The organism is Pseudomonas sp. LJDD11, from assembly GCF_024584215.1.
Taxonomy (GTDB): domain Bacteria; phylum Pseudomonadota; class Gammaproteobacteria; order Pseudomonadales; family Pseudomonadaceae; genus Aquipseudomonas.
Genome location: NZ_JANJFL010000031.1, coordinates 1 through 22,059, shown reverse-complemented (window position 1 = coordinate 22,059; position 22,059 = coordinate 1). Strand labels below are relative to the sequence as shown.

Annotated in this window: 19 protein-coding genes and 1 pseudogene; 13 read left to right on the top strand and 7 right to left on the bottom strand. The window is 61.8% G+C overall.

Annotation, left to right across the window (positions count from 1 at the left end; genetic code table 11):
• Nucleotides 1–118 precede the first annotated feature (118 nt).
• The 4 genes from NRB16_RS25455 to gpmI form a co-directional block, all read right to left on the bottom strand.
• The gene (locus NRB16_RS25455; RefSeq protein WP_045484509.1) at nt 119–892 is read right to left on the bottom strand and encodes a divergent polysaccharide deacetylase family protein; all 774 of its coding nucleotides are present in this window, start codon (nt 890–892) and stop codon (nt 119–121) included.
• On the bottom strand, nt 892–2,220 hold the full coding sequence (locus NRB16_RS25450) for a S41 family peptidase (RefSeq protein WP_253117857.1): 1,329 nt from the start codon (nt 2,218–2,220) through the stop codon (nt 892–894). The genes NRB16_RS25455 and NRB16_RS25450 overlap by 1 nt, the downstream gene beginning before the upstream one ends.
• Nucleotides 2,221–2,252: 32 nt before the next feature.
• Entirely contained in the window at nt 2,253–3,566 is a 1,314-nt protein-coding gene (locus NRB16_RS25445; RefSeq protein ID WP_045484502.1) for a murein hydrolase activator EnvC, read from the bottom strand.
• Between the two features lie 141 nt (nt 3,567–3,707).
• Complete coding sequence (gene gpmI / locus NRB16_RS25440; protein ID WP_045484499.1) at nt 3,708–5,240, bottom strand: 2,3-bisphosphoglycerate-independent phosphoglycerate mutase; 1,533 nt, start codon at nt 5,238–5,240, stop codon at nt 3,708–3,710.
• Between the two features lie 194 nt (nt 5,241–5,434).
• Between gpmI and NRB16_RS25435 the strand changes: the two genes are divergently transcribed.
• Genes NRB16_RS25435 through secB form a run of 3 tightly spaced genes read left to right on the top strand, consistent with a single transcriptional unit; the run spans nt 5,435 to nt 6,630 of the window.
• On the top strand, nt 5,435–5,848 hold the full coding sequence (locus NRB16_RS25435) for a rhodanese-like domain-containing protein (protein WP_045484496.1): 414 nt from the start codon (nt 5,435–5,437) through the stop codon (nt 5,846–5,848).
• Nucleotides 5,849–6,103 (top strand): glutaredoxin 3, encoded by a 255-nt coding sequence (gene grxC / locus NRB16_RS25430; protein WP_045484493.1) that lies wholly within the window; start codon nt 5,849–5,851, stop codon nt 6,101–6,103. It begins immediately after the preceding gene.
• Between the two features lie 41 nt (nt 6,104–6,144).
• The gene (secB, locus tag NRB16_RS25425) at nt 6,145–6,630 is read left to right on the top strand and encodes a protein-export chaperone SecB (RefSeq protein WP_045484490.1); all 486 of its coding nucleotides are present in this window, start codon (nt 6,145–6,147) and stop codon (nt 6,628–6,630) included.
• A 210-nt stretch (nt 6,631–6,840) separates the two neighbouring features.
• On the opposite strand, the gene trmL is transcribed toward secB, so the two are convergent.
• Nucleotides 6,841–7,296 carry a tRNA (uridine(34)/cytosine(34)/5-carboxymethylaminomethyluridine(34)-2'-O)-methyltransferase TrmL gene (gene trmL, locus NRB16_RS25420; RefSeq protein ID WP_253117855.1) on the bottom strand — a complete coding sequence of 152 codons (456 nt, stop codon included), beginning with the start codon at nt 7,294–7,296 and terminating at the stop codon, nt 6,841–6,843.
• Between trmL and NRB16_RS25415 the strand changes: the two genes are divergently transcribed.
• Nucleotides 7,295–7,735: a hypothetical protein gene (locus NRB16_RS25415; RefSeq protein ID WP_045484485.1), complete on the top strand. Its 441-nt coding sequence runs from the start codon at nt 7,295–7,297 to the stop codon at nt 7,733–7,735. The two genes, trmL and NRB16_RS25415, sit on opposite strands and share 2 nt — an antisense overlap.
• A 327-nt stretch (nt 7,736–8,062) precedes the next feature.
• On the opposite strand, the gene NRB16_RS25410 is transcribed toward NRB16_RS25415, so the two are convergent.
• On the bottom strand, nt 8,063–8,794 hold the full coding sequence (locus NRB16_RS25410; protein ID WP_045484483.1) for a 16S rRNA (uracil(1498)-N(3))-methyltransferase: 732 nt from the start codon (nt 8,792–8,794) through the stop codon (nt 8,063–8,065).
• An 84-nt stretch (nt 8,795–8,878) separates the two neighbouring features.
• Entirely contained in the window at nt 8,879–10,285 is a 1,407-nt protein-coding gene (locus NRB16_RS25405) for an adenosylmethionine--8-amino-7-oxononanoate transaminase (protein ID WP_253140034.1), read from the bottom strand.
• 154 nt (nt 10,286–10,439) lie between these two features.
• On the opposite strand from NRB16_RS25405, the gene NRB16_RS25400 reads away from it, so the two are divergent.
• From NRB16_RS25400 to NRB16_RS25360, 9 genes and pseudogenes are all read left to right on the top strand, one after another.
• Nucleotides 10,440–12,242, top strand: a complete 1,803-nt coding sequence (locus NRB16_RS25400; RefSeq protein WP_257107259.1) for a flavin monoamine oxidase family protein — start codon at nt 10,440–10,442, stop codon at nt 12,240–12,242.
• 181 nt (nt 12,243–12,423) lie between these two features.
• Nucleotides 12,424–13,644 carry an alanine transaminase gene (gene alaC, locus NRB16_RS25395; RefSeq protein ID WP_045484480.1) on the top strand — a complete coding sequence of 407 codons (1,221 nt, stop codon included), beginning with the start codon at nt 12,424–12,426 and terminating at the stop codon, nt 13,642–13,644.
• Between the two features lie 397 nt (nt 13,645–14,041).
• The gene (gene glyA / locus NRB16_RS25390) at nt 14,042–15,295 is read left to right on the top strand and encodes a serine hydroxymethyltransferase (protein WP_045484479.1); all 1,254 of its coding nucleotides are present in this window, start codon (nt 14,042–14,044) and stop codon (nt 15,293–15,295) included.
• A gap of 17 nt (nt 15,296–15,312) precedes the next feature.
• Entirely contained in the window at nt 15,313–16,563 is a 1,251-nt protein-coding gene (locus NRB16_RS25385) for a sarcosine oxidase subunit beta family protein (RefSeq protein WP_045484477.1), read from the top strand.
• 15 nt (nt 16,564–16,578) lie between these two features.
• Nucleotides 16,579–16,875, top strand: a complete 297-nt coding sequence (locus tag NRB16_RS25380; RefSeq protein WP_045484475.1) for a sarcosine oxidase subunit delta — start codon at nt 16,579–16,581, stop codon at nt 16,873–16,875.
• Nucleotides 16,872–19,892, top strand: coding sequence for a sarcosine oxidase subunit alpha (locus tag NRB16_RS25375; protein ID WP_257107258.1), 3,021 nt, complete (start codon nt 16,872–16,874; stop codon nt 19,890–19,892). Before NRB16_RS25380 ends, NRB16_RS25375 begins: the two co-directional genes overlap by 4 nt.
• A 105-nt stretch (nt 19,893–19,997) precedes the next feature.
• Entirely contained in the window at nt 19,998–20,630 is a 633-nt protein-coding gene (locus NRB16_RS25370; protein WP_253117850.1) for a sarcosine oxidase subunit gamma, read from the top strand.
• Between the two features lie 98 nt (nt 20,631–20,728).
• A complete protein-coding gene (locus tag NRB16_RS25365) occupies nt 20,729–21,586 on the top strand; it encodes a formyltetrahydrofolate deformylase (RefSeq protein WP_253143048.1) in 858 nt (285 codons plus the stop codon).
• 345 nt (nt 21,587–21,931) lie between these two features.
• Nucleotides 21,932–22,059, top strand: a pseudogene (locus tag NRB16_RS25360) (formaldehyde dehydrogenase, glutathione-independent); the annotation flags it as partial.

Here is a 22,059-nt window from a genome sequence, read left to right as displayed (position 1 = left end):
AACGAAGGCAAGACAAGGCGAAATCGGGCGAAAAAGCGCAGTGTACATAAGTACATGAGCATTTTGAGGTCGATTTCAACGCAGTATTGCCGAGTGCAGCCATTTTGTAGGCACCCTCTTAGCGATACACACCATTTTTGCCATGAGCCGGCATGGCCTTGTTGCCGCGCAGGCTGATCATGTGGCGCAACTCGATCCATTCCACGCCCTGGGCCTTGAGCCTGGGCATTTCGCGTTCCAGGACGTCGAGGGTCACCGGGTAAGGATGGCCGATCACCACGGCAGTGCCTTTCTCGCGGGCCAGCCGCACGGCGCTGTGCAGTTGCCGGGTGATGGCCTCGGCAGTGCGCTCGTCGTCGAGAAACACATCCCGCGAGACACTCGCCAGGCCCAGTTCCTGAGCCTTGGCGGCGGCCACGGTGCGGGCGCTGGTGCGGCTGTCGACAAAGAACAGGTGGCGCCGTTGCAGTTCGGCCATCAGCCAGCTCATGGCCTCAGGCTCGGCGGTCATGCGGCTGCCCATGTGGTTGTTGATGCCGGCGGCGTAGGGCACCTTGAGCAATGCCGCGTTGAGGCGGCTTTCCAGCTCGCTGGTGGGCAGGCCCGGATGCCAGGCGTAGGGGCCGGTGGCCGGGTCCATGGGCATATGCAGGATCACCGTCTTGCCGGCCTTATGGCCCTGCCGGGCGAAGTCGGTGGCATGCGGTGTGTCAGGCATGATCGCCAGGGTCACCGGCCCCGGCAGGGCCAGGGTCCGGCTATCGCGGCTGGGGTTTTGGCCCAGATCGTCGATGATCAGGCTCAGGTAGGCTTTCGGCGCCTCAGTGGCAGCGGCTGCGCAAGACACAGCCGCCAGCACCAGAGCGAGCCCAAGGTGAAGGAACCCGCGCATCAGTTGCCGCGGGTGACGCTCAGGCCCTTGAGCAGGCTGAGCGCCTGATTGAGCTGATAGTCTTCATCCTGCGGACGGCTCTTGGCTGCGCTGCCCTTGACGGTCGGCCTGTCGGCCCCGCCGTTGCCATTGCCCAGGTGGCCGTACAGGTCGGCTTCCTTGTAGTTCTCGCCATCGGCTTCGCTGGTGACCTTGCCACGGCGCACCACGATGTCCGGGTTGATGCCCTGCGCCTGGATTGAGCGACCGTTAGGGGTGTAGTACAGCGCGGTGGTGAGCTTCAGGGCGCGGTCGTTGTTCAGCGGCAGCACGGTCTGGACCGAGCCTTTGCCGAAGGTATCGGTGCCCATCAGAATGCCGCGCTTCTGGTCTTGCAAGGCACCGGCGACGATTTCCGAGGCCGACGCGCTACCGCCGTTGATCAGCACCACCAGTGGCACGCCTTCGCTGGCATCGGCCGGGTCGGCAGAGAAGCGCAGTTCGGAGTTGGCGATCCGGCCTTTGGTGTAAACGATCAGGCCTTTGGTCAGGAAGTGGTCGGCCACGGCGACCGCCGATTGCAGCACGCCGCCTGGGTTGTTGCGCAGGTCCAGGACGATGCCGCTGAGTTTCTTGTTGCCGTTGTCCTTGCGCAGCTTGGCCAGCGCCTTGCCCACTTCGTCGCCGGTCTTGACCTGGAACTGGGTGATGCGCACATAGCCATAGCCGCTTTCGAGCAGCTGCGCCTTGACGCTCTTGACCTGGATGATGGCCCGCGACAGGGTCACGTCAAACGGGTTGCCGCCATCGCGCACCAGGGTCAGGGTGATCTTCTCGCCGACCTTGCCGCGCATCTTGTCCACGGCCTCCTGCATGGTCTGGCCCTGGGTCGGTGCACCGTTGATCTTGACGATCAAGTCACCGGCTTCGATGCCGGCGCGCGAGGCCGGGGTGTCGTCGATGGGCGAGACCACTTTGACCATGCCGTTCTCGACACCCACTTCGATGCCCAGGCCGCCGAACTCACCGCTGGTGCTCTCTTGCAGCTCCTGGAAGTCTTCCGGGCCGAGATAGGCAGAGTGCGGGTCAAGGTTGCTGAGCATGCCCTTGATCGCATTCTCCAGCAGGGTTTTGTCGTCCACGGGCTCGACGTAGGCAGCCTTGACCCGGTCCAGTACCTCGGCAAAGGTGCGCAGCTCGTCCAGCGGCAACGGTGCCTTGGCGTTGGCCGCAGCGGCAGGCTCCGCCGCTCGGGCGGCAGGGGCTGGCTCGGCGGCCTGAGTCAGCGGTGCCCCGATCACGAGGGCAATCGCCAGGGCCAGCGAGGTAAGGCGGGGCAAATGCAGCATGTGACAAGCTCCTGATCTTGAGTGGTGCCGACTTATCCTTGAGAACGGCACCATTGGGCCGGGTCGGTCGGACGACCCTGCTGACGAATGGCAAAGTACAGCGCTGCGGTGTCCTGACCGCCACTACTACCTACTGTGGAGATCGCTTCACCGGCCTTGACGATATCACCGGCCTTCTTGAGCAGGCTCTGATTGTGGCCATACAGGCTCAGATAACCGTTGCCATGGTCGAGAATGACCAGAAGTCCGGCGCCACGCAACCAGTCAGCGAAAACCACCCGGCCACCATGGACAGCGCGGACCTGGCTGCCAGCGGCAGCGCTGATCATTACGCCATCCCAGCGTGAGCGTTCATCGTCGCCGCGGGCTTCGCCGAACCGTGCAAGTAATCGACCATTGATCGGCCATGGAAGTTTACCCCTGGCCTCAGCAAAAACGCCGCCATACACCGCGCCGTCGCTGGACACGGCAATGCCGGGGGTTCTGGCCGGGCGCCTGGGCGCAGGCTCTTCATCGTCACTGCGATTGTTGCGGGCCAGTGCCTGCTGGCGCTGACGCTCGGCGGCGGCCTCGGCCTCACGGGCGGCGGCGAGGGCTTTCTGGCGTGCTTCTTCGGCTTCACGGGCCTGACGGGCGAGGGTTTCCTCGATGGTCTTGAGCACGCTGTTCAGCTCGGCCTGGTCCTGCTGGCGGGCCGCCAGTTTCTGATCGCTGGCCCTGGTCTGCTGATTAAGGGTAGCCAGCACCTTCTGGCGTTCTTCGCGGACCTTGGCCAGTTCGTTGTTCTGGCGCTCGAGGTCGCTTTTCTGGACCAGCAGTTGCGCCTGCTGGCGGTCGATGTCTTTTTCGACATTGGCCAGCTGGCGCAGGGTTTCGTTGAATTGCTCAAGCTGGGCCAGACGCGCTTTGCTGAGAAAGTCGTAATAGGTGAGGGTGCGGGCGAATTTTTCCGGGTGCTGCTGATTGAGCAGCAGCTTGAGGTATTCCTGGCGGCCGCCTTGGTAGGCAGCACGGGCCTGGATGGCGATCAGGCGTTGCTGATCGACCTTGGCGTTGTTGAGCTGTTTCTTGTCATGGTCGAGCTTGTGCAGCTCGGCTTCGGTCTTTTTTAGTTCCAGCTGCAGGACCTCGACCTGCTTTTCAAGCTTTCCCATTTCCGTTTCAGTGGCGCGCAGGTCCTTCTGGACCCCGCTCTTTTCGGCCTGCAGTTTGCTCAGGGTCTTTTGCAGCTCGGCAATGTCCTGGCGGGCAGCCTCTATCTGTTTTTGTGTCTGAGCGCGTTCATCCTCGGCGAATGCCGGGTTGAGCAGGCAGATCAGAACAAGGGCGGTCAGGGCGCGGAGCATGTGAATGGGCGATACCGGGCAATGGGTGAATGGAACGACAGGCTTAGTATGCCCGCGCTATCCGGTAAAACAAATGAAGCTGGTAGGTGGGAGCGGCCTTTCACGGCATTCGCGGCTGAAGCCGCTCCCACGATTGAGATGTTATTTGGCCACCAGAATCGAATGGCCGGTCATTTCTTCGGGCTTGTCCAGGCCCAGCAACAGCAGCAGGGTCGGGGCCACGTCGGCCAGGACACCGCCTTCACGGACCTTCAAAGGCTTGTTGCCATAATAGATGAACGGCACCGGTTCGGAGGTGTGCGCCGTGTGCGCCTGGCCGGTATGGTCGTCGGTCATTTGCTCGACGTTACCGTGGTCGGCGGTGATCAGCGCTTCGCCGCCGACCTTGTCCAGCGCGGTGGTGATGCGCCCCAGGCACTCGTCCAGGCACTCCACGGCCTTGACCGCCGCGGCCATCACACCGCTGTGGCCAACCATGTCGCCGTTGGCGTAGTTGACGATGATCACGTCATAACGCTGGTTTTCGATGGCATCGACGATGCGGTCGGTGACTTGCGGTGCGCTCATCTCTGGCTGCAGGTCGTACGTGGCGACCTTGGGCGACGGGATCAGGATGCGCTCTTCGCCAGGGAATTCCTCTTCGCGGCCGCCGGAGAAGAAGAACGTCACATGGGCGTATTTCTCGGTTTCGGCGATGCGCAGTTGGGTTTTACCGTTGTCGGCCAGGTACTGGCCCAGCACGTTTTTCAGGCTGCCCGGCGCGAAAGCGGCCGGGGCGTGGATGCTGGCCGAGTACTGGGTCAGCATCACGTAATGGGTCTTGGGCTGGCGGGCGCGGGCGAACTCTTTGAAGTCATCCTCGACGAACACCCGGCTCAGTTCGCGGGCGCGGTCGGCGCGGAAGTTCATGAATACCACGGCGTCGCCGTCTTCAACGGTGACTTTCTCGCCAATGGCCGTGGGTTTGACGAACTCGTCGCTCTCGTCACGGGCATAGGCCGCCTGCAGACCGGCTACGGCGTTGTCTGAGGTGAATTCGGCAGTGCCGTCAACAATCAGGTTATAGGCCGCCGAAACGCGATCCCAGCGATTGTCGCGGTCCATGGCGAAGAACCGGCCGATGATCGTCGCGATGCGGCCCTTGCCCAACCGGGCAAACGCGTCGTCGAGCAGTTGCAGCGAGCTTTCGGCGCTGCGCGGTGGCGTATCGCGGCCATCGAGGAACGCATGCAGGTAGATTTTCTCGGCGCCGCGCTTGGCCGCCAGTTCGGCCATGGCGACCAGATGATCCTGGTGGCTGTGCACCCCGCCGTCCGACAGCAGGCCCATGATGTGCACGGCCTTGCCGGCACCAACGGCCTTGTCGACTGCCTCGCAGATGGCCGGGTTTTCGAAGAACTCGCCGTCGCGGATGGCCTTGGTGACCCGGGTGAAGTCCTGGTACACCACCCGGCCGGCGCCGAGGTTCATGTGACCGACTTCCGAGTTGCCCATCTGCCCGTCGGGCAGGCCGACGTCCATGCCGGAGCCGGAAATCAGCCCGTGGGACTTGCTGGCGTAGAGACGTTCCATGACTGGCATCCGGGCCGCCATGATGGCGTTGCCTTCGGGGTTCTCGCTGTGGCCGAAGCCGTCGAGAATGATCAGAACCAGAGGTTTGGGCGCAGCAGTCATAGAAACCCTCGTTTGCCGGCCGCTTCAGTCGGGAACGTCGTCCCGGTTTCGAACGGCCTGCTTTGCAAAATGGGAAGTAGGGAAAAGATCGGCATTTTAGGGACAAGTTCCCCCGGCGTCACTGCCGTGCACCCTTTGGTGGTCCTTGGGGGGTGTGTATACTGGCCGGCATTTTAACGCCCTGGAACCTAAAGATGGTTGCTCAACTGCTTGAATTCATCACAAACCACTATCTGATCACCGGCGCTTTCGTGATTCTGCTGGCGTTGCTGATCGCTTATGAAGTGAGCAAAGGTGCCCGCGGTATCAGCACTGGCCAACTGACCGCGCTGGTGAACAGCGACCAGGGCGTGGTGATCGACGTTCGTTCCGCCAAGGATTACGCCGCAGGCCACATCGTTGGCGCGCTCAATTACCCGCAGGACAAAGTCCTGAGCCGTACTTCGGAGCTGAACAAATACAAGGACAAGACGTTGATTCTGGTCGACGCCATGGGGCAGCATGCAGGCAGCACCGCCGGCGAGCTGATCAAGGCTGGCTTCAAGGCGGCCAAGCTGTCGGGCGGTATTTCCACCTGGCGTGCCGACAACCTTCCATTGGTGAAGTAAATGGCCGATGTCCTCGTCTATTCCAGTGACTATTGCCCTTATTGCATCCGCGCCAAGCAGTTGCTCAAGAGCAAGAACGTAGCCTTCGAAGAAATTCGCGTCGATGGCCAACCCCAGGTGCGCGCAGCCATGGCCCAGAAGGCCGGGCGTACTTCGGTGCCACAGATCTGGATCGGCGACGCCCATGTGGGCGGCTGTGATGACCTGTTTGCTCTGGAGCGTGCCGGCGAACTCGATGAGCTGCTTCAGGCCTGACTCAACTTTATTGCAAACCCTAATTTCGAGAAGGATCCGACATGACCGAACAAACCACCAACGGCGCTGTTGCCAACGAAGACAACGCACCACAATTCTCGCTGCAGCGTCTTTACGTTCGTGACCTGTCGTTTGAAGCACCGAAAAGCCCGGCCATCTTCCGTCAGGAGTGGACCCCTTCGGTCAGCCTGGACCTCAACACCCGCCAGAAAGCGCTGGAAAACGACTTCTACGAAGTCGTCCTGACCCTGTCGGTTACTGTGAACAACGGTGACGAGACTGCTTTCATCGTTGAAGTGCAACAGGCCGGCATCTTCCTGATCAAGGGTCTGGATGCTTCGTCCATGAGCCACACCCTGGGTGCGTTCTGCCCGAACATTCTGTTCCCGTACGCGCGCGAAGCCATCGACAGCCTGGTGGTGCGTGGTTCGTTCCCGGCGCTGATGCTCTCGCCAGTGAACTTCGACGCCCTGTATGCCCAAGAGCTGCAGCGTCTGCAAGAGTCGGGCGAAGCGCCTTCGGCCTGATCGCACCGCTCATGAAAAAGCGCCTTTGCAGGCGCTTTTTTTATGCAGCGGTGTTCAAGGTGTCCTTCAGGGGGCCTCTAAAAACGTAGGCGAGGCAGCCAGCGCAAGGCAAAAACAGGCGAGCAAGCGGAGTTGACCCGTTGTCAATGAGCATTGTGAGCCTGTTTTTAACGCAGTGATGGCAACGCAGGTAGTTTTTAGAGGTGCCCTTCAGGCAAAACCCTGCTGCCGCCACGCCTCATACACCGCCACGGCCACGGTATTGGACAGGTTCAGGCTGCGGCAGCCTTCACGCATGGGCAGGCGCAGGCGCCGGTCCGGGCTGAAGGTGTCGAGCACTTCGGCGGGCAGGCCACGGCTTTCCGGGCCGAAGATAAACGCATCGCCAGGCTGAAAGCTGACGTCGTGAAATGGCTGCGAGCCCTTGGTGGTGAAAGCGAACAGCCGCGGGTGGCCGAGTTTTTCCAGGCAACTGGCCAGGCTTGGGTGGGTTTGCAGCGTGGCATACTCGTGGTAGTCGAGCCCGGCGCGGCGCAGCCGTTTGTCGTCCAGCTCGAAACCCAACGGCTCGATCAAATGCAGGGTGCAGCCACTATTGGCGCAGAGCCTGATGACATTGCCGGTATTCGGCGGAATTTCTGGTTGAAAAAGGATGACGTGAAACATGCACGGCTCCGAACGAAATGACGGGATGCATTCTACTCCTGAAGAAGACCCCAGGCCGAAGTTCTGGCCGCGGGTGTTGGGCTCGATGGCGATTGTCGGGTTTTCGGTGGGGATGATGATCGGTCGTCTGACCCAGCCTGAGCCGGTTGAACTGGTGCAGATCGAAGAGCTGCCCACCGGGCTGGCCTTGTGGTTCGACGAAGAACCCACAGTAGAAGGCGATACCGTGGACGGCGCCGTGGTGTTGCATCTGCTGGCGTACGGACGGCCCTGGAACGGCCAGTTGCGCATGGACAACAAAGTGGCGCGCTGGCGCATCGAGCGGGGGGATAAAGGACTGGTGCTGACGCTGCTGGCGGCCCGTCCGTTGCAGGGTGACTGGCACACTGACGAGGTGGACGGGCGCTGGAGGCTGAAAGTCAGCCTCCGTGAGCAATAAAAAGGGGAATCCCCGGCCTGCCTGTACCAAGGCCCCCAAAACTGGTAGGTACAGGAGATATTGCAGGTCGCGTGCCAGTTTTGTGGAAACCCGCTTTCTATTTTGTGAAAGCCTCGCAGGCCCTTGTGGTGCTGGCTTTGCAGCCGTCGCATGAAGGCGTGTTGGCCTGCGCCGTTCGATACCGTCGGTTGAGGCCGTGCATTTATGCACGCTTATCGCGCACCACAGCGGCGCGGCTACCCATCGTGAAGCATCTGGCTTGTATTTATTCCGTAGGATCGGCTTCAGCCGCGAAGGCTTCCCTACTGAAGCAGGGCCTACGGGTCTTCAATTGCCCTGCAGAAAATCGCCCCATAGCTGTTGCGCCACGCTCAAGGCCACCACCGGGGCGGTTTCGGTGCGCAAGACCCTGGGGCCGAGGCGGGCGGCGTGATAACCGCTGGCTTTGGCTTGCTCGACCTCGGCATCGCTCAGGCCGCCTTCCGGGCCGATCAGGAAGGCCAGGCTCTGCGGCGCTGGATGGCTGGTCAGCGGCGCGGCAACCGGGTGCAGTACCAGCTTGAGGTCGGCCTGAGTGGTTTTAAGCCATTCGCCCAGCGGTATAGGCGAATGAATCACCGGCACCACCGAACGGCCGCATTGCTCGCAGGCGCTGATTGCAATCTGCCGCCAGTGAGCCTGACGCTTCTCGGCACGTTCGTCCTTGAGGCGCACCTCGCAGCGCTCGCTGACAATCGGCGTGATCTCTGTGGCGCCCAGCTCAGTGGCTTTCTGGATCGCCCAGTCCATGCGCTCGCCACGCGACAGGCCCTGGCCCAGATGAATGCGCAACGGCGATTCGGGCTGCCCGGCAAATGACTCATCGAGTTGCACGCGCACCTGCTTTTTGCCGACCTCCAGCAGGGTGGCGCGATATTCGCTGCCCGAGCCGTCGAACAGTTGCAGTGCCTGACCTTCGGTCATGCGTAACACCCGGCCAATGTAATGGGCCTGGGCTTCTGGCAAGGTGTGTTCGCCCAGGCTCAGTGGGGCATCGATGAAGAAGCGGGACAGTCTCATGGGGGGATCTCTGGATATTCTGGGCAGCTATTTGCGGCTGTAGGAGCGGCTTTAGCCGCGAAGCTCCTACGGGGATAGTCGGGTTCAGCCGGGGTCGCGAAAGTCCGGGTGGAAGCCTTCCGGTACTGCCACGCTGATGGTTTCACGCGTGGCGATGTCGATGCCTTCGCTGGCCACTTCGGCCAGAAAGTCGATCTGCTCCGGGGTGATTACATAAGGCGGCAGGAAATACACCACGTTGCCTAGCGGGCGCAGCAGCGCGCCACGCTCCAGGGCATGCTGGAACACCTTCAGGCCCCGACGCTGCTGCCACGGGTAGGCGGTCCGGGTGGCTTTGTCCTGCACCATCTCGATGGCTAGGGCCATGCCGGTCTGGCGCACTTCGGCGACATTCGGGTGGTCGGCCAGGTGCGCGGTGGCGCTGGCCATGCGCTGGGCCAGGGCCTTGTTGGCCTCGATCACATTGTCTTGTTCGAAGATATCCAGCGTTGCCAGCGCGGCGGCGCATGCCAGCGGGTTGCCGGTGTAGCTGTGCGAGTGCAGGAAGGCGCGCAGGGTCGGGTATTCGTCGTAGAACGCGCTGTACACCTCATCGGTGGTCAGGCACGCCGCCAATGGCAGGTAGCCGCCGGTCAGCGCCTTGGACAGGCAGAGAAAATCCGGCCGGATACCGGCCTGTTCGCAGGCGAACATCGTCCCGGTGCGGCCAAAGCCCACGGCGATTTCGTCGTGGATCAGGTGCACGCCGTAGCGGTCACAGGCTTCGCGCAACAGCTTGAGATAGACCGGGTGGTACATGCGCATGCCACCGGCACCCTGAATCAGCGGCTCGACGATCACTGCCGCGACGCTGGCGTGATGTTCGGCCAGGGTCTGCTCCATGGCCTGGAACATCGTGCGCGAGTGTTGCTCCCAGCTCACGCCTTCGGGGCGGTGATAGCAGTCCGGGCTGGGCACCTTGATGGTGTCGAGCAGCAGCGACTTGTAGGTCTCGGTAAACAACGCCACATCGCCCACCGACATCGCCGCCACCGTCTCGCCGTGGTAGCTGTTGGTCAGGGTCACGAAGCGTTTTTTGTCGGGCTGGCCGCGGTTGAGCCAGTAATGAAAGCTCATCTTCAAGGCCACTTCGATGCACGACGAACCGTTGTCGGCATAGAAGCAGCGGGTCAGGCCTTCCGGGGTCAGCTTGACCAGCCGCTCCGACAGTTCGATGACCGGCTGATGGCTGAAACCGGCCAGGATCACGTGTTCGAGCTGATCGACCTGGTCCTTGATGCGCTGGTTGATGCGCGGGTTGGCGTGGCCGAACACATTCACCCACCAGGAGCTGACCGCGTCCAGGTAGCGTTTGCCCTCGAAGTCTTCCAGCCACACACCCTCGCCACGGCGGATCGGAATCAGCGGCAGTTGTTCGTGATCTTTCATCTGCGTGCAGGGGTGCCACAAGACCTTGAGGTCACGTTGCATCCACTGATCATTCAGGCCCATGGGCGCTCTCCATTAAGCGAATCGCGCAAGCCTAGTGAATGCCCGGCTCAGGGACAACCTTTGATCGCTGGCAGGCCTTTCGTCAGTCACGTATGCTCGCGGCTCTTCGCGACATTTCCTGAACTTTTCCACATTTTTTATCGGAGTTTGCGCAATGCGTTTCGCTTTGCTACGCGGCTGTGCGCTGTTGGTGATAGGGCTGGTCAGCTTTAATGCACTGGCCAGCGACAAACCCCGGACCGCCATCGTGGTCGGCGGCGGACTGGCGGGGCTGACGGCCGCCTATGAACTGCAGGCCAAGGGCTGGCAGGTCACTGTGCTGGAGGCCAAAGGCAGCACCGGCGGGCGTTCGGGCCTGGCCACCAGCGAGTGGATCGGCAGCAACAAGGTTCAGCCATTGCTCAACCAGTACCTGAACACCTTCAAGCTGACCAGCGTTGCTGCGCCGGAGTTTGTCCGCACGCCCAGCTACCTGATCGACGGCGTGCACTTCAGCGCCGCAGACCTGGCCGTCAAGCAGCCTGCCACTGCCGAGGCACTCAAGCGTTACGAAGAGACGCTGGATAATCTGGCGCGCTCCATCGACGACCCGGAGAACCCGGCAGCCAACAGCACGCTGTTTGCCCTGGACCAGATCAACGTGTCCAACTGGCTGGACCGGCAGAATCTGCCAGAAACCGCCCGGCAGTTGATCAACCAGCAAATCCGTACCCGCTACGACGAGCCTTCGCGCCTGTCGCTGCTGTACTTTGCCCAGCAGACCCGGGTGTACCGTGGCGTCGATGACCGCGACCGTCGTGCGGCGCGGTTGCCCGGTGGCAGCGCGGTGCTGACCGAGGCGTTTACCAGGCAGTTGAAGTCGATCAAGACTCAGTCGCCGGTGTCGGCGATTATTCAGGACAAGGACAGCGTGACGGTCAAGGTTGGCAGCGTCGGCTACAGCGCCGATTACGTGGTGCTGGCCGTGCCGCTGCGGGCGCTGGCGAAAATCCAGATGACCCCGGCGCTGGGCGACAAATACCTGGGCGCGCTGCGCAGCACCAACTACGGTTGGCGCGACCAGATCATGCTCAAGTTCAAAACCCCGGTATGGGACAGCAAGGCGCGCCTGTCGGGCGAGATTTTCAGCAATACCGGGCTTGGCATGCTGTGGATCGAACCGGCGCTCAAAGGCGGCGCCAACGTGGTGATCAACCTGTCGGGCGACAACGCGCGGATCATGCAGGCGTTTGGTGACAAGCAACTGGTCGATCAGGTGCTGATCCGCCTGCATGCGTTCTATCCACAGGCACGCGGTGCCTATACCGGTTATGAAATCCGCCGCTACAGCGTCGATCCGGGGATGGGCGGTTCGTACCTGGCCTATGGTCCGGGGCAGATCAGCAAGTTCTGGCGGGTCTGGGAAAAACCGGTGCAGCGCGTCGCGTTTGCCGGTGAGCACACCGACACCCTGTACCCCGGCACCCTGGAAGGCGCGCTGCGCAGCGGCCAGCGCGCAGCCAGCCAAGTGCAGGATCTGGCGGCCGGCAAGTCGTTCGAGCCGAAAGTGATCCCGCCGGCACCGGCTCCGGCAGTGGCGCCGGCGAAGAAGGACGAGCAACCGGGCTTCTTCTCGCGGATGTTTGGTGGCGAAGACAAACCTGCCGAGAAAGCGCCAGCTCCAGCCGCTCCTGCACCGGTAGCACCTGCACCTGTCGTGGCGCCGGAGCCAGCACCTGCACCGGTGGTTCCGGCCAGGGTCGAGCCAGCCAAGGACACGGTGAAGAAAGAGCCGGCCAGTAAAGAGGCCACTCATAAGGCGCCAGCGCACAAGGAGCCGGCCAAGAAAGAGCCAGCAAAGAAAGAACCGGCCAAGAAAGAACCTGCGAAAAAGGAACCGGCCAACAAGGCACCCGCCAAGACCGAACCGGCGAAAAAAGCCCCGGTCAAGGACAAGGCCGAAGCCGCCGGGGCCTGAAGCGCTGACCAGCAGTCAAAGGCTGCCACCGCTCTGGGTGGGGACTGCGCTGCTGGCAACCAGCGTTCGAAACCCAAGGGTGTAGACAAGATACTGGCACTGCGCTTATCTTGCGCGCAGGCCGCCTCATGCGGCCTGCGTCGCTCGGACGGTTCCGGGCGCTTACGTTTGCGAGATTCTCATGGCTGACCAAGGTTCGCCGCGCCGCTTTGCGCGCATCGATCGACTCCCCCCGTACGTTTTCAATATCACCGCCGAGCTGAAAATGGCTGCTCGTCGTCGCGGTGAAGACATCATCGACCTGAGCATGGGTAACCCCGACGGGGCTACGCCACCGCACATCGTGGAAAAGCTGGTCACCGTCGCCCAGCGCGAAGACACCCACGGTTACTCCACTTCACGGGGTATTCCACGCCTGCGTCGGGCGATTTCCAACTGGTACAAAAAGCGCTACGAAGTCGATATCGACCCGGAAAGCGAAGCCATTGTCACCATCGGTTCCAAGGAAGGCCTGGCGCACCTGATGCTCGCCACCCTCGACCAGGGCGATACGGTGCTGGTGCCCAACCCCAGTTACCCGATCCACATCTACGGTGCCGTGATTGCCGGCGCCCAGGTGCGTTCGGTGCCGCTGGTGCCGGGCGTGGACTTTTTCGCCGAGCTGGAAAAGGCCATTCGTGGCTCGATTCCCAAGCCCAAGATGATGATCCTCGGCTTCCCGTCCAACCCCACCGCGCAATGCGTTGAGCTGGATTTCTTCGAGCGCGTGGTTGCGCTGGCCAAGCAGTACGACGTGCTGGTGGTTCACGACCTGGCCTATGCCGACATCGTCTACGACGGCTGGCAGGCACCCTCGATCATGCAGGTTCCGGGTGCCAAGGACATTGCGGTGGAGTTCTTCACCCTGTCCAAGAGTTACAACATGGCCGGCTGGCGGATTGGTTTTATGGTCGGTAATCCGGAACTGGTCGGCGCCCTGGCGCGAATCAAGAGCTACCACGACTACGGCACCTTCACGCCGCTGCAGGTAGCAGCCATCGCGGCACTGGAAGGCGACCAGCAGTGTGTGCTGGATATCGCCGAACAGTATCGCCAGCGCCGCAATGTGCTGGTCAAGGGCCTGCACGAGCTGGGCTGGATGGTCGAGAACCCCAAGGCCTCGATGTACGTCTGGGCGAAGATCCCCGAGGCTTATGCCCATCTGGGCTCGCTGGAATTCGCCAAGAAGCTGCTGGCCGAGGCCAAGGTGTGCGTCTCGCCGGGTATCGGTTTTGGTGAATACGGTGACGACCATGTGCGTTTTGCCCTGATCGAGAACCAGGACCGGATCCGTCAGGCGGTGCGCGGCATCCGCGCCATGTTCCGTGCTGATGCACAGGCACCGGGCAAGCCGGACGCCTGATAGCCGTTGCCTGCAGGAGCGGATTTATCCGCGAAGACTAAAGCCGCTCCTGCAATGACCCGCGTCACTTGTCTGAATACGCCATTCTCCTCTCCCGATTCCCCTCTTTTTCCCGGTAAAACCGCCGCAGCCCTCGGTTGCTGCGGCTCGCCTGCTGATCGCGCAAAGGCACGGTTTACAGGGCTTTGCGCGTCACTTGCAGGGCTTTTCAGGGGCGCCGCGACGACGGCGCATGGCGGAATGTTCCACGCCGTCAAATCCATGTCGTAAAAGCACCTTTGCGTGGCGTGTGCAGGCATCTGGGCAGGACGCCGCCGGCCTACCATCTCAGCCACTGGGTGATGAACCCACCCTATCCAATAATGAATGGCGCCGCGACGCCGCTGGGGAGACCGCGATGTTCAGCAAACAAGACCAGATTCAGGGTTATGACGATGCACTGTTGGCGGCCATCAATGCCGAAGAGCAGCGTCAGGAAGACCACATTGAACTGATCGCCTCTGAAAACTACACCAGCAAGCGCGTCATGCAAGCGCAGGGCAGTGGCCTGACCAACAAGTACGCCGAAGGGTATCCGGGCAAGCGTTACTACGGCGGCTGCGAGCACGTCGACAAGGTCGAGCAACTGGCCATCGATCGCGCCAAAGAGCTGTTCGGCGCTGATTACGCCAACGTCCAGCCGCACTCCGGCTCTTCGGCCAACTCGGCGGTCTACCTGGCGCTGCTGCAAGCCGGCGACACCATCCTGGGCATGAGCCTGGCCCATGGCGGTCACCTGACCCACGGTGCCAAGGTTTCTTCGTCGGGCAAGCTGTACAACGCCGTGCAGTACGGGATCGACACCGACACCGGTCTGATCAACTACGACGAAGTCGAGCGCCTGGCCGTCGAGCACAAGCCAAAGATGATCGTTGCCGGTTTTTCGGCCTACTCCAAGACCCTGGACTTCCCGCGCTTTCGCGCCATCGCTGACAAGGTCGGTGCGCTGCTGTTCGTCGACATGGCCCACGTGGCCGGTCTGGTCGCAGCGGGCCTGTACCCCAACCCGATCCCGTTCGCTGACGTGGTGACCACCACCACCCACAAGACCCTGCGCGGTCCACGTGGCGGCCTGATCCTGGCCAAGGCCAACGAAGAGATCGAGAAAAAACTCAACGCCGCCGTATTCCCCGGCGCTCAGGGCGGCCCGCTGATGCACGTCATCGCCGCCAAGGCCGTGTGCTTCAAAGAGGCGCTGGAGCCAGGCTTCAAGGCTTACCAGCAGCAGGTCATCAATAACGCCCAAGCCATGGCCAAGGTGTTTATCGACCGCGGCTTCGACGTGGTCTCCGGCGGTACTGACAACCACTTGTTCCTGGTCAGCCTGATCCGTCAGGGCCTGACCGGTAAAGATGCTGACGCCGCCCTGGGCCGCGCGCACATCACCGTCAACAAGAACGCCGTACCGAATGACCCGCAGTCGCCGTTCGTGACTTCGGGGCTGCGGATCGGCACCCCGGCTGTCACCAGCCGTGGCTTCAAAGAAACCCAATGCATCGAGCTGGCCGGCTGGATCTGCGACATCCTCGACAACCTCGGCGATGCCGATGTCGAGGCTAACGTCGCCAGCCATGTTGCCGCCCTGTGCGCCGATTTCCCGGTTTACCGCTGAGTCAGGAGTCGCCTTACATGAAACGTTATTCGGGCTTCGGCCTTTTCAAGCACTCCCTCAGCCACCACGAGAACTGGCAGCGCATGTGGCGCACGCCAACGCCCAAGCAGGTCTACGATGTGGTCATCGTCGGCGGTGGCGGCCATGGTCTGGCGACCGCCTACTACCTGGCCAAGGAACACGGCATCACCAACGTGGCGGTGATCGAGAAGGGTTATCTGGGCGGCGGCAACACCGCCCGTAACACCACTATCGTGCGCTCCAACTACCTGTGGGACGAATCGGCCCACCTGTACGAGCACGCCATGAAGTTGTGGGAAGGCCTGTCGCAGGACATCAACTACAACGTGATGTTCTCCCAGCGCGGCGTCTACAACCTGTGCCACACCCTGCAGGACATCCGTGATTCTGAGCGTCGGGTCAGCGCCAACCGCCTCAACGGGGTGGACGGTGAGCTGCTCAACACTGAACAGGTCGCGGCCGAGATTCCGTACCTGGACTGCTCGAAGAACACCCGCTACCCGATCCTCGGCGCCACCGTACAACGCCGTGGCGGCGTGGCTCGTCACGATGCTGTGGCCTGGGGCTATGCCCGTGCCGCCGACGCCCTGGGCGTCGACCTGATCCAGCAGACCGAAGTGACCGGTTTTCGCAAGCAGAACGGCGTGTGCATCGGTGTCGAAACCACCAAGGGCTTCATTGGCGCCAAGCGCGTCGGGGTGGTCACTGCCGGTAACTCCGGGCACATGGCCAAACTGGCGGGCTTCCGTCTGCCGCTGGAATCGCACCCGCTGCAGGCGCTGGTTTCCGAGCCGATCAAGCCGATCATCGACAGCGTGATCATGTCCAACGCCGTACACGGTTACATCAGCCAGTCCGACAAGGGCGACCTGGTGATCGGTGCCGGTATCGACGGCTGGGTCGGCTACGGCCAGCGCGGTTCGTACCCGGTGATCGAGCACACCATCCAGGCCATCGTCGAGATGTTCCCGATCCTGTCGCGGGTGCGCATGAACCGTCAGTGGGGCGGTATCGTCGACACTTCGCCGGATGCTTGCCCGATCATCTCCAAGACACCGGTGCCGAACATGTTCTTCAACTGCGGTTGGGGTACCGGTGGCTTCAAGGCCACGCCGGGTTCGGGCAACGTGTTTGCCGCCAGTCTTGCCAAGGGCGAGATGCACCCGTTGGCGGCACCGTTCTCCATCGACCGTTTCCACAACGGTGCCCTCATCGACGAACACGGCGCTGCTGCCGTCGCTCACTAACAGGAGAGTCCGAACATGTTGCAAATCTTCTGTCCTCACTGTGGCGAGCTGCGCTCCGAAGAGGAATTCCACTCGGCCGGCCAGGCGCACATTCCGCGCCCGCTGGACCCGAATGCCTGCACCGACGAGCAGTGGGGCGACTACATGTTTTTCCGTGATAACCCGCGCGGTATTCACCATGAACTGTGGGACCACGCTGCCGGCTGCCGTCAGTACTTCAACGTCACCCGCAATACCGTGACCTACGAAATTCTCGAAACCTATCCGATTGGCGCCAAGCCACAGTTCACCGCCGAGGGAGAAAAGGTATGAGCCAGACCAATCGTCTGCCCAATGGCGGCCGTATCGACCGTAGCAAGGTGCTGAACTTCACCTTCAACGGTCAGACCTACCAAGGCTTTGCCGGTGACTCTCTGGCGTCCGCTCTGCTGGCCAACGGCGTTGATGTGATCGGCCGCAGCTTCAAGTACTCGCGCCCGCGCGGCATCTTTGCCGCCGGTGCCGAAGAGCCGAACGCTGTGTTGCAACTCGGTGCCACCGAGGCCACCCAGATTCCGAACGTGCGGGCCACACAACAGGCGCTGTACACCGGGCTGGTCGCCACCAGCACCAACGGCTGGCCAAGCGTGAACACCGACGTGATGGGTATCTTGGGTAAAGTCGGCGGCAAGATGATGCCACCGGGCTTCTACTACAAGACCTTCATGTACCCGCAGTCGTTCTGGATGACTTACGAAAAGTACATCCGCAAGGCCGCAGGTCTCGGCCGTTCTCCTCTGGAAAACGACCCTGACCGTTACGACAACTACAACCAGCACTGCGACGTGCTGGTGGTCGGTTCCGGCCCTGCCGGTCTGGCCGCAGCCCTGGCCGCTGCGCGCAGCGGTGCCCGGGTGATCCTGGCTGACGAACAGGAAGAGTTCGGCGGCAGCCTGCTCGACACCCGCGAAAGCCTGGACGGCAAGCCGGCCACCGAATGGGTTGCCAGCGTGGTTGCCGAACTGGCGGGCCTGAAGAACGTCGTGCTGCTGCCTCGCGCTACGGTCAACGGCTACCACGACCACAACTTCCTGACCATTCACGAGCGTCTGACCGACCACCTGGGTGACCGTGCGCCGATCGGCCAGGTTCGCCACCGTGTGCACCGTGTACGTGCCAAGCGGGTTGTGCTGGCCACCGGTACCCACGAGCGGCCGCTGGTTTACGCCAACAACGACGTACCGGGCAACATGCTGGCCGGTGCCGTGTCGACCTACGTGCGTCGTTATGGCGTGGCACCGGGCAAGAAGCTGGTGCTGTCGACCAACAATGATTATGCCTACCGCGTGGCGCTGGACTGGCTGGATGCCGGACTGCAAGTGGTGGCGATTGCCGATGCCCGTCATAACCCGCGTGGTTCGCTGGTTGAAGAGGCGCGTGCCAAAGGCCTGCGCATCCTGACCTCCAGTGCGGTGATCGAAGCCCGTGGCACCAAGCGTGTGACCGGTGCCCGCGTGGCGGCCATCGACCTGAAAAGCATGAAAGTCACCAGCCCTGGTGAATGGCTCGATGCTGACCTGATCGCCAGCTCCGGCGGCTACAGCCCGGTCGTGCACCTGGCTTCGCACCTGGGCGGCCGTCCGGTATGGCGTGAAGACATTCTTGGCTTCGTGGCCGGCGATGCCCCTCAGAAGCGTGTTTGCGTCGGTGGTCTGAACGGCGTTTACAGCCTGGGCGACACCCTGGCCGATGGTTTCGAAGGTGGCGTGCGTGCGGCCAGCGAAGCCGGTTTCCAGGCGGTCGAAGGCGTGCTGCCGAAAACCGTAAGTCGTACCGAAGAGCCGACTGTCGCGCTGTTCCAGGTGCCGCACGACAAGGGCACCGCCCGTGCGCCGAAGCAGTTCGTCGACCTGCAGAACGACGTCACCGCAGCGGCCATTGAACTGGCAACCCGTGAGGGCTTCGAGTCGGTCGAGCACGTCAAGCGCTACACCGCGCTGGGCTTCGGTACTGATCAGGGCAAACTGGGTAACGTCAACGGTCTGGCCATTGCCGCACGCTCGCTGAACGTGACCATCCCCGAGGTGGGCACCACCATGTTCCGCCCGAACTACACCCCGGTCACCTTTGGTGCCGTGGCGGGCCGTCACTGCGGTCACCTCTTCGAGCCGGTGCGTTTCACCGCACTGCATGCCTGGCACGTCAAGAACGGTGCCGAATTCGAAGACGTCGGCCAGTGGAAGCGCCCTTGGTACTTCCCCAAAGGTGGTGAAGACATGCACGCGGCCGTGGCCCGTGAGTGCAAGGCAGTGCGTGACAGCGTCGGCCTGCTGGACGCTTCGACCCTCGGCAAGATCGACATCCAGGGCCCGGATGCCCGCGAGTTCCTCAACCGCGTTTACACCAACGCCTGGACCAAGCTGGATGTGGGCAAGGCGCGTTACGGCCTGATGTGTAAAGAAGACGGCATGGTATTCGACGACGGCGTGACCGCCTGTGTCGGCGACAACCATTTCGTGATGACCACCACCACCGGCGGCGCGGCGCGCGTTCTGCAGTGGCTGGAGCTGTATCAGCAGACCGAATGGCCGGACCTGAAGGTGTACTTCACCTCCGTGACCGACCACTGGGCGACCCTGACCCTGTCGGGCCCGAACAGTCGCAAACTGCTGTCGGAACTGACCGACATCGACCTGGGCCGTGAAGCGTTCCCGTTCATGACCTGGAAAGAAGGCGAAGTGGCCGGCGTACCGGCGCGGATCTTCCGGATTTCGTTCACCGGCGAGCTGTCGTACGAAGTCAACGTCCAGGCTGACTACGCCATGGGTGTGCTGGAGAAGATCGCCGAGGCCGGCAAGAAGTACAACCTGACCCCGTACGGCACCGAAACCATGCACGTGCTGCGGGCCGAGAAGGGCTTCATCATCGTAGGCCAGGACACTGACTCCTCGATGACCCCGGACGACCTGAACATGGGCTGGTGTGTGGGCCGCACCAAACCGTTTTCGTGGATCGGCTGGCGTGGCATGAACCGCGAAGACTGCGTGCGCGAGCAGCGCAAGCAACTGGTCGGTCTCAAGCCGCTGGACCCGAAACGCTGGCTGCCGGAAGGTGCCCAGTTGGTGTTCGATCCTAACCAGTCGATCCCGATGAAGATGGTCGGTCACGTGACCTCCAGCTACGCGCACAACTCGTTGGGCTATTCGTTTGCCCTGGCCGTGGTCAAAGGCGGTATCAACCGTATGGGCGAGAAGGTCTACGCACCGCTGGCCGATGGCAGCGTGATCGAGGCCGAGATCGTTTCGACCGTGTTCTTCGATCCGAAGAACGAGCGCCAGAACATCGAGTAATGGGAGGTCTGTAGGAGCAGCCTTGCTCGCGAAGACCTTCGCGACCAAGGTCGCTCCTACAGAGTCGAAGCCCGGTTGTACAACAGAATTGATAACAGGTGCGTCATGACTACAGTCAACGTATACCAGCAACGTCCAACCACCGGTGCCAAGGCCGAGCAACCGCTGTTCCACGCGGGCCTGGACAAACTGGTTGGTAAAGGCAACACCAACCCTGGCGTGTCGCTGCGCGACAAGAACCTGCTGGGTCACCTGACCATTCGTGGTAATGGTCATGACAAGGCTTTCGCAACCGGCGTTAAAAAAGCCCTGGGTCTGGAACTGCCAGGCCCGCTGGGTCTGGTGATCGACGGCGAGCGCTCGCTGCAATGGCTTGGCCCCGATGAGTGGGTACTGATCGTACCGACCGGGACCGAACTGGAAACCGAGCAGAAGCTGCGCGCTGCGCTGGACGGTCAGCATATTGCTATCGTCAACGTCAGCGGCGGCTGGTCGATTCTTGAGCTGAGCGGCCCGAACGTGGTCGATGTGCTGAAAAAATCCACCAGCTACGATGTTCACCCCAGCAACTTCCCGGTCGGCAAGGCCGTGGGTACGGTGTTCGCCAAGTCGCAACTGGTGATTCGCCGCACCGGCGAAGAAACCTGGGAGCTGCTGGTGCGCCGCAGCTTCTCCGACTACTGGTGGCTGTGGCTGCAGGATGCTTCGGCGGAATACGGCCTGGGTATCAAGGGCTGATTGATCTGTCGCAGGAGCGGCTTTAGCCGCGATCGGGCCTGACCCTTTCGCGGCTAAAGCCGCTCCTGCCGGTTTCACATCTGCAAAAAGGATGACTCATGAGCCGTGCCCCCGATACCTGGATTCTCACCGCCGACTGCCCCAGCGTCTTGGGTACTGTTGATGCGGTTACGCGCTACCTGTTCGAGCAGGGCTGCTATGTCACCGAGCATCATTCGTTCGATGACCGGTTGTCCGCGCGCTTTTTCATTCGTGTCGAATTCCGCCAGCCAGATGGCTTTGACGAGGCTGCCTTTCGCAGTGGCCTTGCCGAGCGTGGCGCGGGGTTCGGGATGGTCTTCGAGCTGACGGCCCCCAACTACCGCCCCAAAGTCGTGATCATGGTCTCCAAGGCCGATCATTGCCTCAACGATCTGCTGTACCGCCAGCGGATCAATCAGTTGTCGATGGACGTGGTCGCGGTGGTCTCCAACCATCCGGATCTGGAGCCGTTGGCCGCCTGGCATTCGATTCCCTACTATCACTTCCCGCTGGATCCGAACGACAAGCCGGGTCAGGAAGCCAAGGTGATGCAGGTGGTCGAAGAGTCCGGCGCAGAGCTGGTGATTCTTGCCCGTTACATGCAGGTCCTGTCGCCGGAGTTGTGCCGCAAGCTCGATGGCAAGGCCATCAACATTCACCACTCGCTGTTGCCGGGTTTCAAGGGCGCCAAGCCTTATCACCAGGCCTACAACAAGGGCGTGAAGATGGTTGGCGCCACGGCGCACTACATCAATAACGACCTCGACGAAGGGCCGATCATTGCCCAGGGCGTGGAAGTGGTCGACCACTCGTACTACCCCGAAGACCTGATCGCCAGGGGCCGCGATATCGAGTGCCTGACGCTGGCGCGGGCTGTGGGTTATCACATCGAGCGGCGGGTGTTTCTCAACGCCAACCGCACCGTCGTTCTGTAACCCGGCCTCTCAGGTTTACCTCCGTGCCTCAGTCCGCTTTGCGGGCTGAGGCTCTGTCGTTTTAAACACGCAAATCCCGGATGAGCTTCTATGCTCAATTCCGGCGTTTTGGCCTGGCTGAAATTCAGGTCCGGACAAAATCGCGGCTTATTTCTGTGCTTGTCGTTTTTGAGATAGCTGAGGGCGGTGTGACCGAAAAAGCCCGGTTTGAATCGGCGCATCCTTAGCTGCAAGCGACACGCTGTGCGTGGCAGGTTCAGTGGCGGGCCGATGCCTGGCCAGATTCGACACTGGGCACCAAACGTGCGGCGACTCCTCGTTAAAAAAAACTAGAGAGGTGACAAGATGTCTGGAAATCGCGGTGTGGTGTATCTCGGCGCTGGCAAGGTCGAAGTACAAAAAATCGATTACCCGAAAATGCAGGACCCGCGCGGCAAGAAGATTGAGCACGGTGTGATCCTCAAGGTGGTCGC

Bases quoted from the DNA above. Each gene is read 5' to 3' on its own strand.
- NRB16_RS25410 (WP_045484483.1), bottom strand. From the start codon at position 8,794: ATGAGACTGTCCCGCTTCTTCATCGATGCCCCACTGAGCCTGGGCGAA.
- trmL (WP_253117855.1), bottom strand. From the start codon at position 7,296: ATGTTTCACGTCATCCTTTTTCAACCAGAAATTCCGCCGAATACCGGC.
- NRB16_RS25375 (WP_257107258.1), top strand. From the start codon at position 16,872: ATGAGCCAGACCAATCGTCTGCCCAATGGCGGCCGTATCGACCGTAGC.
- NRB16_RS25415 (WP_045484485.1), top strand. From the start codon at position 7,295: ATGCACGGCTCCGAACGAAATGACGGGATGCATTCTACTCCTGAAGAA.
- grxC (WP_045484493.1), top strand. From the start codon at position 5,849: ATGGCCGATGTCCTCGTCTATTCCAGTGACTATTGCCCTTATTGCATC.
- NRB16_RS25435 (WP_045484496.1), top strand. From the start codon at position 5,435: ATGGTTGCTCAACTGCTTGAATTCATCACAAACCACTATCTGATCACC.
- NRB16_RS25370 (WP_253117850.1), top strand. From the start codon at position 19,998: ATGACTACAGTCAACGTATACCAGCAACGTCCAACCACCGGTGCCAAG.
- glyA (WP_045484479.1), top strand. From the start codon at position 14,042: ATGTTCAGCAAACAAGACCAGATTCAGGGTTATGACGATGCACTGTTG.
- NRB16_RS25445 (WP_045484502.1), bottom strand. From the start codon at position 3,566: ATGCTCCGCGCCCTGACCGCCCTTGTTCTGATCTGCCTGCTCAACCCG.
- NRB16_RS25400 (WP_257107259.1), top strand. From the start codon at position 10,440: ATGCGTTTCGCTTTGCTACGCGGCTGTGCGCTGTTGGTGATAGGGCTG.
- NRB16_RS25450 (WP_253117857.1), bottom strand. From the start codon at position 2,220: ATGCTGCATTTGCCCCGCCTTACCTCGCTGGCCCTGGCGATTGCCCTC.
- NRB16_RS25380 (WP_045484475.1), top strand. From the start codon at position 16,579: ATGTTGCAAATCTTCTGTCCTCACTGTGGCGAGCTGCGCTCCGAAGAG.
- secB (WP_045484490.1), top strand. From the start codon at position 6,145: ATGACCGAACAAACCACCAACGGCGCTGTTGCCAACGAAGACAACGCA.
- alaC (WP_045484480.1), top strand. From the start codon at position 12,424: ATGGCTGACCAAGGTTCGCCGCGCCGCTTTGCGCGCATCGATCGACTC.
- NRB16_RS25365 (WP_253143048.1), top strand. From the start codon at position 20,729: ATGAGCCGTGCCCCCGATACCTGGATTCTCACCGCCGACTGCCCCAGC.
- NRB16_RS25385 (WP_045484477.1), top strand. From the start codon at position 15,313: ATGAAACGTTATTCGGGCTTCGGCCTTTTCAAGCACTCCCTCAGCCAC.
- NRB16_RS25405 (WP_253140034.1), bottom strand. From the start codon at position 10,285: ATGGGCCTGAATGATCAGTGGATGCAACGTGACCTCAAGGTCTTGTGG.
- gpmI (WP_045484499.1), bottom strand. From the start codon at position 5,240: ATGACTGCTGCGCCCAAACCTCTGGTTCTGATCATTCTCGACGGCTTC.
- NRB16_RS25455 (WP_045484509.1), bottom strand. From the start codon at position 892: ATGCGCGGGTTCCTTCACCTTGGGCTCGCTCTGGTGCTGGCGGCTGTG.